Annotated in this window: 10 protein-coding genes; 6 read left to right on the top strand and 4 right to left on the bottom strand. The window is 59.8% G+C overall.

Annotated features, from left to right (window positions below; all coding sequences use genetic code 11):
* The first annotated feature begins 71 nt into the window (after window positions 1–71).
* Window positions 72–989: a transcriptional regulator MetR gene (gene metR, locus IH404_RS06905; RefSeq protein WP_005785216.1), complete on the top strand. Its 918-nt coding sequence runs from the start codon at window positions 72–74 to the stop codon at window positions 987–989.
* A gap of 279 nt (window positions 990–1,268) precedes the next feature.
* Here the strand turns inward: metR and IH404_RS06900 are convergent, their stop codons facing one another.
* Genes IH404_RS06900 through IH404_RS06890 form a run of 3 tightly spaced genes read right to left on the bottom strand, consistent with a single transcriptional unit; the run spans window position 1,269 to window position 3,495 of the window.
* Window positions 1,269–1,775 (bottom strand): GNAT family N-acetyltransferase, encoded by a 507-nt coding sequence (locus tag IH404_RS06900; protein ID WP_032877554.1) that lies wholly within the window; start codon window positions 1,773–1,775, stop codon window positions 1,269–1,271.
* Window positions 1,772–2,185 carry an NUDIX domain-containing protein gene (locus IH404_RS06895; protein WP_194440192.1) on the bottom strand — a complete coding sequence of 138 codons (414 nt, stop codon included), beginning with the start codon at window positions 2,183–2,185 and terminating at the stop codon, window positions 1,772–1,774. Before IH404_RS06895 ends, IH404_RS06900 begins: the two co-directional genes overlap by 4 nt.
* Window positions 2,182–3,495: an HD domain-containing phosphohydrolase gene (locus IH404_RS06890; protein ID WP_005785210.1), complete on the bottom strand. Its 1,314-nt coding sequence runs from the start codon at window positions 3,493–3,495 to the stop codon at window positions 2,182–2,184. The genes IH404_RS06895 and IH404_RS06890 overlap by 4 nt, the downstream gene beginning before the upstream one ends.
* Before the next feature lie 220 nt (window positions 3,496–3,715).
* Between IH404_RS06890 and IH404_RS06885 the strand changes: the two genes are divergently transcribed.
* The 4 genes from IH404_RS06885 to IH404_RS06870 are packed head-to-tail and all read left to right on the top strand — an operon-like array spanning window position 3,716 to window position 9,774.
* On the top strand, window positions 3,716–5,590 hold the full coding sequence (locus IH404_RS06885) for a GGDEF and EAL domain-containing protein (RefSeq protein WP_194440191.1): 1,875 nt from the start codon (window positions 3,716–3,718) through the stop codon (window positions 5,588–5,590).
* A gap of 25 nt (window positions 5,591–5,615) precedes the next feature.
* Window positions 5,616–6,584, top strand: coding sequence for a cytochrome c peroxidase (locus IH404_RS06880; RefSeq protein ID WP_005785206.1), 969 nt, complete (start codon window positions 5,616–5,618; stop codon window positions 6,582–6,584).
* The gene (locus tag IH404_RS06875) at window positions 6,581–8,398 is read left to right on the top strand and encodes a DAHL domain-containing protein (RefSeq protein ID WP_005785205.1); all 1,818 of its coding nucleotides are present in this window, start codon (window positions 6,581–6,583) and stop codon (window positions 8,396–8,398) included. The genes IH404_RS06880 and IH404_RS06875 overlap by 4 nt, the downstream gene beginning before the upstream one ends.
* Window positions 8,395–9,774, top strand: coding sequence for an ATP-binding protein (locus tag IH404_RS06870; RefSeq protein ID WP_005785203.1), 1,380 nt, complete (start codon window positions 8,395–8,397; stop codon window positions 9,772–9,774). Before IH404_RS06875 ends, IH404_RS06870 begins: the two co-directional genes overlap by 4 nt.
* A 20-nt stretch (window positions 9,775–9,794) precedes the next feature.
* On the opposite strand, the gene IH404_RS06865 is transcribed toward IH404_RS06870, so the two are convergent.
* The gene (locus tag IH404_RS06865; RefSeq protein WP_005785201.1) at window positions 9,795–10,067 is read right to left on the bottom strand and encodes a type B 50S ribosomal protein L31; all 273 of its coding nucleotides are present in this window, start codon (window positions 10,065–10,067) and stop codon (window positions 9,795–9,797) included.
* Between the two features lie 255 nt (window positions 10,068–10,322).
* Here IH404_RS06865 and IH404_RS06860 point away from each other — a divergent pair, with 255 nt between their 5' ends.
* A complete protein-coding gene (locus tag IH404_RS06860; protein WP_194440190.1) occupies window positions 10,323–11,942 on the top strand; it encodes an FMN-binding glutamate synthase family protein in 1,620 nt (539 codons plus the stop codon).
* The last annotated feature ends 6 nt before the right edge of the window (window positions 11,943–11,948 follow it).

The following is an 11,948-nucleotide window of genomic DNA, read 5'->3' as shown; positions in this document are numbered from 1 at the left end:
AGGTGGGCGGCCAACATGAAGAGCTTTCAATGAATTATCATTGTGCGCAAATACTATTCATGGAGGCCACAGTGCTGGAAATTCGTCATCTAAAAACACTGCATGCCCTGCGTGAAGCCGACAGCCTGGTGGAGGCAGCCGAGCGCCTGCACCTGACCCAGTCCGCCTTGTCCCACCAGTTCAAGGAACTGGAAGAGCGCCTGGGCATGCCGCTGTTCGCACGCAAGACCAAGCCTGTGCGCTTCACCAGCGCAGGCCTGCGTCTGCTGCAACTGGCGGACGCCACCCTGCCCTTGCTGCGTGGCGCCGAACGCGACATCGCACGGCTGGCAGGCGGCACCGCCGGGCGCCTGCACATGGCCATCGAATGCCACAGCTGCTTCCAGTGGCTGATGCCGACTATCGACCAGTTCCGCGATGCCTGGCCCGAGGTCGAGCTCGACCTGGCCTCCGGCTTTGCCTTCGCGCCATTGCCGGCACTGGCCCGTGGAGACCTCGACCTGGTGGTGACTTCCGACCCGCTGGAGCTGCCGGGTATCACCTATGTGCCGCTGTTCACCTACGAAGCCATGTTGGCCGTGGCCAACCAGCACCCGCTGGCGAACAAGTCATACATCGTGCCGGAAGATCTGCTGACGGAAACCCTGATCACCTACCCGGTGGAAAGAGACCGCCTGGACATCTTCACCCGCTTCCTGGAACCTGCCGACGTGGAACCCGCCCTGGTACGCACCTCGGAGCTGACGGTGATGATGATGCAACTGGTGGCCAGCGGCCGAGGCGTCTGCGGTATGCCCCACTGGGCGCTGCATGAGTACAGCTCACGCGGGTATGTGAAGGCCAAGCGCCTGGGCGAGAAAGGTCTGTTCGCCACGCTGTACGCGGGCATTCGGGCGGACATGCTGGATGCGCCGTACATGCGCGACTTCTTGCTGACGGCCAAGGACACGTCGTTTTCCACCCTGGATGGGGTCAGCGCAGTGCGTTAAGCGACTTCGCAGCACCCCTAACCACGATGCGAAGCGAGCCGCTCTTGATCCTGATCTGCTTTTGATCTTGATCTTAAGCGCCCCGTCAAACCACGCTGGCCGTAATCCGCCATGGATTTGGGGCTCTTTTCCAAAAGTGACCCGCTGTAAAAGCGGAACCAATAGCAGCCGTTACCCAAATAACGGATATGTACTCGGTCTGATCCAGCATCCCAACCAACCCTGAGGCCGCCATCGGGAGCAAGTCGAACCGTCGCACCGCCCCTCCCACATTGGATATCACTGATCTTTTAACTCACGCCACATGTGGATCTTGTCGAAATACTCCTCACCAACCCGCACCGCCAACGGCTCCAAGCCGTACTGAATGAAGCCGCAACGCTGGTACAGCGCAAACGCTGCCTCATTCCCGGCAGTGACAGTCAGTTGGATCAGTTCCAGCCGCGGGTGTCTACGGGCCTCCTCCAGCGCAGCCTCTACCAGTTGCCGCCCCAATCCCCGTTGTTGATAAGCCGCACTCACATACATGCCGAATAATGTTGCCTTGTGCCACGCCTTCTCCCGCGGCTCGAACGCCAGGCCGACGATACCCGCCAGTTGGTCGCCCTCGAATGCGCCAAGCAGGTGATCCAGCGCGCTGCTCACGCGTTTTTCCCACCAGCTCAGGGGCATCGCGGCGCGCTCGGCAACACTGGAGGTAAACGCCTGGGGATAAGCGCCATAAGCCTCAAGCATCAACGCCCGATACGCCAGGGCATCGCTAGCCTGCAGCGGGCGAATCATCATGCGCTGAGCAAGGAAGCACGATAATGCGGCAGGATGAGCTCACGCGTCAGCGGCGCCAACTCCAGGCCGCCGTCGCCCATGGGGTCGATCCAGCATATTTCTTCTATTTCAGCCGCCGGTTCGACCGCCACGTCGATATGCAGCTGGTACATATCGGCCTGCACCATAAAACCCGGCTCGTTTGCGGCCCGGCTCGAGAATTGGCCGAGGTACACGGCCTCTTGCGGATTGATGTGCAGGTTCAGCTCTTCGTGCAGCTCACGAGCCAACGCCTGGAGCGGGGTTTCGTCAGCGTCGATCTTGCCGCCAGGCTGCATGAAAGCCCGGGTGCCGCGCTTGCGTACCAGCAGGGTTTGGCCGTCTTTATCGATCAGGACGGCGGCGGCGATGCGGATAGTTGAATGGCTCATGAAGGAATCGAGGTCTCGTCCGGTTGTTTGATGAATATGCTGTATTTGGCACCCTCCATGGCTTCGAAGGCAATCAGCTTGTCTACCAGCGGCAGGTTCAACACCTTGCCGGCGTTGAGCAGCAACATGCCGTTGTCGGCATTGAGGTTGCGGGCCAGCACCATCCCGGCTTCAAGTTCGCGGGTAGTGAGGACTTTGACCGTAGGGTCGCCCAGGGTCACGTCACTGAGGAAAGTCGCGCAGGCCAGCACAAAGTCTTCCACCAGCGCCGGGTCATACAAACGCCCGGCGTATTTGCGGATATACAGCAGCGCTTCGTCGCTGTTCAGGTGCCGCTCCAGGATCAGGCCCTTTTGCAACTCGATGAAGTCCACGGCCAGTTTCAGCAGGCGCGAACCCGACGGAATCGCGTCGCCCTTGAGGTGGTCGGGAAACCCCGAGCCGTCCCAGCGCTCCTGGTGATGACGAATGATCCGCGCTGCATCCTTCATCGGCTCCAGGGTCATCAACAGTGATTCGCTCTGGGTCGGGTACTCGCGATACTGCGCGCGGTCGGTGCTGTGCAGCTTGTCCGCCGGCGACACCATCATGCTGTCGCTCCAGCTCAGCTTGCCGATGTTGTACAGCGCGGCGGCCATGGTCAGGTCGCGGGTGCTGGCTTCATCCAGGGACTGGGCGGCACAGCACACGCGGATCAGCTCGATCAACGCGCGGTTGGTCTGCTTGTTCTTGGGCAAGCGCAGGTTGGCCAACAGCGAAAACACTTCAGTGCCGGTCACGTAGCTGCGCTTGAGCTCGTCATAGGCCAGGTCGAGCATATCGGCGGTCTGCTGCAACTCGGCGGTGCGCGCTGTCACGCGTTTTTCCAGGGTGGCGTTGAGCGCTTTGAGCTGCTCGTTCTGCTCGCGGGTCAGGTGTTGGAGCCGCTGGTGTTCGAGGCACTGCTGCAGCACCAGTATCAGCTCTGCGTCATTCCAGGGCTTGCTGATGTAACGGTGGATCTGCCCGTCATTGATTGCCTTGATGATGGTGTCATGGTCTGCGTAACCGGTGAGCAGGATGCGGCCGGTGGCGGGATACAGGCGGTGAACCTGCGCCAGAAGCGTAGCCCCGTCCATACCGGGCATACGCGCATCGCTCATCACCAAATCCACGGGCCGACTGGCCATGATCTCCAGCGCCTGGGCGCCGCTGGTGGCCAATAACACCTCGTAAGGCTGGCCGCGCAGCAAGCGGCGCAGGCTATTGAGGATCGATTCCTCATCGTCAACCAGCAAAACGGCAGACTTCGTAGCGAGTTGTTCATCCATGGTGACTCTGCCTTCAAATTGAACGAAGTTAAGCTAGATTGACGCGGGGGGGCGTGCCCGTACCGGCTCCCGGCGCACAGCGCTGTTGATTTGACGCCAACTGGCCGTCGATATCAAGGAGCTCGACTATGCTGTCACTGCCAGTGGGCACCGAGCTATGCAGTCCAGCCAGGGAAGGAATCGCTATGCCATCAAGTCTTTTGCCTAGGCCAGACGCGTCATGAACACCCAAGGTGAACGGGCCAACCGTCGCATCCTCATCGTCGATGACACCGCCTCGATCCATCAGGACTTTCGCAAGATCCTCTGCGCCGATGAAGACGGCAAACCCTCCCTCGACACTCTGGAGTCGACCCTGTTCGGCACCACTGCACCGTTGCGCCAAGCGTTCGAGCTGGATTCCGCCTACCAGGGTCAGGAAGCGCTGGCGCTGGTGAACAAGGCGCTGGCGGACAACGCCCCCTACGCCATGGTGTTTATCGACATGCGCATGCCGCCCGGCTGGGACGGGCTGCAAACCATCGAACAGCTCTGGAACGTCGACCCCAACCTGCAAATCGCCCTGTGCACCGCCTACTCCGACTATTCCTTTGAGGCCATCGAAGCGCGACTGAAATACAGCGATCAGTTGCTGATCCTGAAAAAACCTTTCGACCCCTTGGAAATCCGCCAGATGGCCAGCGCACTGACCTGGAAATGGCAACTGGCCCAGGACGTGGCCCACAAGGTGCTCGGCCTGGAACGCATCATCGAAGAACGCGTGCAGGAACTGCTGAAGGTCTCGCACCTGTTGCAATACGATGCCCTCACCGAGTTGCCCAACAGCACGTTACTCGGCGACCGGCTGACCCAGGCCATCGCCCTGGGCCGGCGGCATGACTCGCAACTGGCGGTGATGTTTATCGGGCTGGACCGCTTCAAACGCATCAACAACGCCCTTGGCTATCCGGTGGGCGATGAAGTGCTGCAGCACGTCAGTCGCAGCCTGGTGGCGACGGTACGCGCTTCGGACTCAACGTTTCGCTACGGCGCCGATGAATTCGTGATCCTGCTCAACGATATCCAGCACCCTCAGCAAACCCAACACATTGCGCAAAAACTGCTCAGCGCCGTCAGCGCAACGCGTCATATTGCGGGGCACGACCTGAACGTCACCGCTAGCCTGGGTATCAGCATTTACCCCAATGACAGTACCAATGCGGTGCAACTGATCAAGCACGCCGAAACCGCCATGCGCACCAGCAAGGAACGCGGCCCCAACGACTTCAGCTTTTACACCGAAGACATGAACCGCCGCGCCCAGCACCAGCAAAACCTGGAGAGCGCGATGCGCCAGGCCCTGGAACGCCATGAGTTCGTCCTGCATTACCAACCCAAGCTGGATCTGGCGTCCGGGCGGATCGTCGGCGCCGAGGCGTTGACCCGCTGGTTTGAACCGCAGTCAGGCTGGATCAGCCCGGCGCAGTTTATTCCGGTGGCCGAAGACAGCGGGCTGATCGTGCGCCTGACCCAGTGGGTGTTGCGCCAAGCCTGCGAGCAAGCCCAAGCCTGGCGGGATCTGGGCCTGGCGCCGCTGCGCATGTCGGTGAACATCTCGGCGATCGACTTTCGCCAACGGGACTTCGTCGACAACCTGGCCGCCATCCTCAAGCAAACCGGCCTGCCGCCCGCCCAGCTGGAGCTGGAAATCACCGAAAGCGTGCTGATGCAGAATGTCGACGAGACCGTAGATACCCTGCGCAGAATCAAGGTCATGGGCGTGCGTCTGGCGCTGGATGATTTCGGTACCGGCTATTCGAGTCTGAGCTACCTGCGGCGCTTTCCCATCGATGTGCTGAAAATCGACCAGTCCTTCGTGCGCGGCCTCAGCGTAAATAACCAGGACGAACAACTGATCAGCGCTATCATCGGCATGGGCAAGAGCCTGGAGCTGAACATCATTGCCGAAGGCGTGGAAACCGTCGAGCAACTCAATTTCCTCAAGGCCCACAAGTGTGAAGAGGGCCAGGGTTTCCTCTTCAGCAAGGCGTTGCCCCCCAAGGATTTCGTGCAGTTGCTGCAAGTGGGTTGCGCGACACTGATGCCCCATCCATAGCCCTGGGCCTGCAAGGAGTGCTCGCTTGAGCAACGTTTCAACTACCCGATTCAGCCTTGTGCTCGCGTTTTGCCTGTGCACCGGCGCAGCACTCGCAGCCGCACCGCTGGACGAAGCGCTCAAGCCGTTGCCGAGTGTTCCCCTACAGGATCCGGCCAAGGTTGAGCTGGGCCGTCGGCTGTTCAATGAGCCGCGCTTATCGGCTAATAACAGCTTGTCCTGCGCCAGCTGCCATCACCTGGAAACCGGCGGTGCCGACAACAAACCTTTCTCCCTAGGCCTGGATGGCAAGCCGGTGCCACTCAATACGCCCACCGTGTTCAATGCCAGCCTGAACTTCAAGCAGTTCTGGGATGGCCGGGTCGACACCCTTCAAGCGCAGATCGAGCACGCGGTCATCAGCCCGATGGAAATGGGCAGCGACTGGAAAGCCGTGGAATACAACCTGTCCGCCCACCCTGATTACCAGCGCGCCTTCGCGCAGGTGTATGCCGATGGCGTCAGTGCCGCCAACGTGCAGGACGCGCTGGCGAGTTACGAGCGCACGCTGCTGACGCCCAACTCGCGATTTGACCAGTACCTGCTGGGCAACACCGAAATTCTGACGATCAAGGAAAAATACGGCTACCAGCGTTTCAAGGAGTACGGCTGTATCGCCTGCCATCAGGGCGTGAATATCGGCGGCAATATGTTGCAGAAATTCGGCGTGATGGGCGATTACTTCAAGGCACGTGGCAACCCGGTCGAATCGGACCTGGGCCGCTACCTGCTGACCGGCGATGAAGAGGACCGCCACGTGTTCAAGGTGCCCAGCCTGCGCAATGTGGCCGTCACCGCGCCCTACTTCCACGACGCTTCGGCCAAGACCCTGGAGGACGCGGTCGACGTGATGTTCAAGTACCAGTTGGGGCGCACTCCGTCCCAAGAAGACAAGGAACTGATTATCCAGTTTCTCAGAACCTTGACCGGCGAATGGGCGGGCAAGCCGCTATGAGACGTTTTTCGCGCCGTCGTGCCAGCCAGATGCTGCTGGGCCTGATAGCCTTGTTATTGGCCTCTACACTGGTGTTTTTGTACCTCAAATCTTCCCGCGACCAAACAGCCACTTATACCCAGTCCCGGGACCTGATCCGCCAGCTTCAGCAACTCAATGCCCAATGGGACAGTGAAGTGCTCAAGGCCCGGATCGCGATTACCCACAACTACGATCCGCTGGTCACGCCCCTCTCGGACATGACCCGTATCTGGTCTGAACTGCAAGGCCGCGACACCTACCACAACCCTGCCGACCTGCCGAGTTGGCAAGCCAGCCAGGCAGCGTATGTGGCCGCCATCCAGGAAAAAGCCCGCCTGGTGGATCAGTTCAAGTCCCACAACGCCGTGTTGCGCAACTCGCTGGCGTTTTTGCCGACCGCCGAAGACGACATTCAAGCCCAATTCAACCAGATTGACGATCAAGGCCGGCTGCAACTGCAAGGCGTGGCCACCGACACTTACGACCTGCTGCTCAGCAGCCTGGAGTTTGCCCAGGTCACCAGCGATGAACGCGCCGCCGATATCCTGGTGGGCCTGGGCAAACTGGCGATCAACAAACAGAGCCTGCCCAGTGAGTTCCAGGCGCCGGTGGAGATCCTCAGCAACCATATTTCGCTGATCCTGCGCGAGCAGCCGCTGGTCAACAGCCTCCTCGAACGCATTGCTGCCGTGCCGGTGGCCGAGCGCCTCGATGACCTGACCACCCACCTCAATCAGGACCAGCAGACCGCGGACCTCGTTGACCATCAATATCATCGCTACCTGCTGATTTTCTCGACGCTGCTGGTGGTGCTGTTGCTCTACCTGGCGGTGCGCCTGCTGCGCAGTTTCGCCGAGATCAACCGCGTCAATCGCGCCTTGCAATCGGCCAACGAAACCCTGGAGCAACGGGTGGAACGGCGCACCCAACAACTCAAGGATGCCCAGAGCGAACTGCTGGACAGCGCCCGCCAGGCAGGCATGGCAGAGATCGCCACCAACGTGCTGCACAACGTCGGCAACGTGCTCAACAGCGTGAATATTTCTGCCGAGCTGGTCAGCCGTAAACTGCGCGGCAGCAAAGCGCTGGGCCTGGGCAAAGCGATGCAATTGATCAACGCACACCAGGGCGACCTGGGCAGCTTTTTCACCGAAGATGAAAAGGGCAAATTGCTGCCCGGCTACCTCAACCAACTGGTGGAAGCGATCGCCGTGGAGCAACAGGGCATGAGTGATGAGCTGGCGCAACTGAGCAAAAGCATCGATCACATCAAGGACATCGTCTCGACCCAGCAATCCTATGCCGGCGCTGCCACATTGCTGGAGCCGATCAATATTGGCGCCTTGATGGACGATGCCCTGCGCATGAACGCCGGCGCGCTGAGCCGTCACCACGTCACTGTGGTCAAGGAATACGCACAGGTACCGCAGATCCTCGGCGACAAACACCGCCTGCTGCTGATCATGGTCAACCTGATCAGCAACGCCAAGTACGCCATGTCCAACCTTTCCGAGAGGCCACGACAAATCACGCTGAAGGTCGAGGCCCAGGGTGAAGACACCTTGAAGATCAGTGTGAAGGACGATGGCGAAGGCATACCGCCCGAGAACATGACACGGATCTTCACCCATGGTTTTACCACGCGCAAAGAAGGCCATGGCTTCGGCCTGCACAGCTGCGCCCTGGCCGCGGTGCAAATGCACGGCCAGCTCAGTGCTCACAGCGACGGGCCGGGCCTCGGCGCGGTATTCACCTTGACCATTCCCCTGACCCTTGCCGGAAGCAGCTCATGAACCAACCTCCCAACCGGCGTGTACTGCTGATCGATGACACACCGTCCATTCATGAGGATTTTCGCAAGATCCTGATGCCGGACACTGCGCCCAACCAGGTGCTGGATGACATGGAGTCGGCACTGTTTGGCGAAGCGGCCAAGCCCCAGGCCCAGGCGTTCGAACTGCATTCGGCCTATGGCGGCGAAGAGGGCCTGGGCTTGCTCACCAGCGCCATGGCGCAGCAGCGTCCTTATGCACTGGCGTTCGTTGACATGCGCATGCCCCAGGGCTGGGACGGCGCGAAGACGATCGAGGCGTTATGGCAGGTCGCACCCGAGTTGCAAGTGGTGGTGTGCACCGCGTACTCGGATTACTCCTGGGAAGACCTGCTGTTGCGCCTGCAGGCCCATGACCGTTTGCTGATCCTGAAAAAACCGTTCGACAATATTGAAGTGCAACAAATGGCCAATACCCTGGCCAATAAATGGGACATGGCCCGGCGTGCGTCGCTGCAGACATCTCTGCTGGAACAACTGGTTGAACAACGCACCCAGGCGCTGCAATTGGAAATCAACGAGCGCAAGCATCTGGAAAGCCAACTGGTGCAGTCGGAAAAGCTCGCCTCCCTTGGGCAGCTCGCCGCGGGCGTCGCCCATGAAATCAACAACCCGGTGGGGTTTATTTCCTCCAACCTCAGCACGCTCGACAGCTACTTCACGCAGCTGCAACAGATGCTCGACGCCTATCAACGCAGTGAGGAACACCTCGCGGCGCCAGAACAGCGCAATCAGCTAAAGGTTTTGCGCACCGACCTGGAACTGGATTTCCTCAAGGAAGACATACCGATCCTGATCCGCGAATCCAAGGAAGGCATTGGCCGTGTCGTGCAGATCGTCAAAGACCTGAAGAACTTCTCACGCGTGGATAACGACCAGACCTGGCAACTGGCTGACCTGCAGCAAGGCATCGATTCGACCCTGAACATCGTCGCCAGCGAACTCAAGTACAAGGCCGACGTGGTCAAGCACTACACGCCCCTGCCGGACATCGAATGCCTGGCCTCGCAGCTCAATCAGGTAGTGATGAACCTGGTGATCAATGCGGCCCAGGCCATGGGGCCGGAGCGTGGCACCATTACCATCAGCAACGGTGTGGAAGGCGAAAATATCTGGCTGGAAGTAGCCGATAACGGCTGCGGAATTGCCCCTGAAAGCCTACAGAAGATTTTCGACCCGTTCTTTACCACCAAGCCCGTGGGCGAAGGGACTGGACTGGGGTTGTCACTGTCCTACGGCATCGTCAAGAAACACGGCGGGGATATTTCCGTCAGCAGCGAACTGGGCAGAGGCACGACATTTCGCGTGGTGTTGCCGATTCGCCAGACGGCGGCGTAGGGCACGCCGCCGAATCATCCTCATGCTTCGGCTTTTTTCGGGTTCGAACCAAACGAGGCAAAGCGCTTGTTGAAGCCGGCAATGCGGCCTTCGGCTTGGGTCTTGCGCTGTTGGCCGGTATAGACCGGGTGCGAAGCACTTGAAACGTCCAACGGGATATAGGGATAGGTGTTGCCGTCGCTGTGCGTGTGGGTGCGGTCGCTGTCGGCAGTGGAGCCGATGAGGAAGTACACGTCGGCGGCGGTGTCGTGGAACAGTACGGTGCGGTAGTCGGGGTGGATACCAGCTTTCATAAAGCCTCCGGGGCGTTTGAGTGCAATTTGAGTGTTATACAGTAACACAAACAATGCAGGCAAACGAGAACGTATTGCAATAACCCTAAGCCTATAGCTTGTCCCGAAAGCTCACTGTAGGTCGCCAATTGTCTATTGCGGGCCAGTCTGTCCCAGTGATGAGGTCAAACTGATTATTCCCACAGGTTGTCTAGGGTTTCCTCAGAGGCGCAGAATGGGTGATCGACCTGAAGAGTCCGAACCCAAGGAAACCGTATGAGCCTGTCCTTGTTAAGCCGCTACGCCTTCTTTGCTGTGTGCGTCATTTTCACCCTCGCCAGCCTGCCCTTTATCGAACATGAATGGCTGTGGCCCATTACCCTGGTCACCGGCATCCTCAGCCTGATCGGCATTTTCGACCTGCTGCAAAGCCCCCACGCGGTGCGCCGCAACTACCCGATCCTGGGCAATATCCGTTACCTGGTCGAAGGCATCCGCCCGGAAATCCGCCAATACCTGCTCGAGTCCGACAGCGACGCCCTGCCCTTCTCCCGGGCCCAGCGTTCGCTGGTGTATTCGCGCGCCAAGAACGAAACCGCAGACAAGCCCTTTGGCACCTTGATCGATGTATACCAGTCGGGCTTCGAATTTATCGGCCACTCCATGCGCCCGGCACCGTTGAGCGACCCCAGCGCATTTCGCGTAATGGTCGGCGGCCCGCAGTGCAAACAACCGTACTCGGCGTCGGTGTTCAACATCTCAGCCATGAGCTTCGGCTCGTTGAGCGCCAACGCGATTCGCGCCCTCAACCAAGGCGCCAAGCTCGGCAACTTTGCCCACGACACCGGTGAAGGCAGCATCAGCCCCTACCACCGTGAAAACGGTGGCGACCTGACCTGGGAACTGGGCAGCGGCTACTTCGGCTGCCGCACCAGCGACGGCCGTTTCGACCCGGAACGCTTTGCCGCGCAGGCGCAAAACCCGCAGGTGCGCATGATTGAAATCAAGATGAGCCAGGGTGCTAAACCCGGCCATGGCGGGATCCTGCCCAAGCACAAGGTCACCCAGGAAATCGCCGACACCCGCGGCATCATGATGGGCGAAGACTGCATCTCGCCGTCGCGCCACAGTGCGTTTTCCACGCCCATCGAACTGATGCAATTCATCGCCCAATTGCGTGAACTGTCCGGCGGCAAACCCGTGGGTTTCAAGTTCTGCCTGGGCCACCCATGGGAATTCATGGGCATCGCCAAGGCCATGCTCGAAACCGGCATCCTCCCCGACTTTATCGTGGTCGATGGCAAGGAGGGTGGTACGGGCGCCGCCCCCGTAGAGTTCACCGACCATATCGGCGTGCCGCTGCGTGAAGGCTTGCTGTTTGTGCACAACACCCTGGTGGGCCTGAACCTGCGCGACAAAATCAAACTCGGCGCCAGCGGCAAGATTGTCAGTGCGTTCGATATCGCCAGCGTTCTGGCCATCGGCGCCGATTGGGCCAACTCGGCACGCGGCTTCATGTTCGCCATTGGCTGCATCCAGTCGCAGTCATGCCACACCAACAAATGCCCGACCGGCGTGGCCACGCAAGACCCACTACGCCAACGAGCCCTGGTCGTGCCGGACAAGGCCCAGCGTGTGTTCAACTTTCACCGCAACACGCTGCACGCCCTGGCCGAAATGCTCGCCGCCGCAGGGCTCGATCACCCGTCGCAATTGTCGGCCAAGCACTTGGTGCGACGCATGTCGGCTACCGAGATCAAGCTGTTTTCGCAGTTGCATGTGTTCTTGAAGCCCGGCGAATTACTCACGGGAGACGTGAACGGCGAGTTCTATTCGCGCATGTGGCAGATGGCGCGGGCGGACAGTTTTGAGCCCCATGAAACGGCTGCTGCCTGAAGGACG

Source organism: Pseudomonas sp. OST1909 (assembly GCF_015277575.1).
Taxonomy (GTDB): Bacteria; Pseudomonadota; Gammaproteobacteria; order Pseudomonadales; family Pseudomonadaceae; genus Aquipseudomonas; species Aquipseudomonas synxantha_A.
This window is presented reverse-complemented; position numbering and strand designations above follow the sequence as displayed.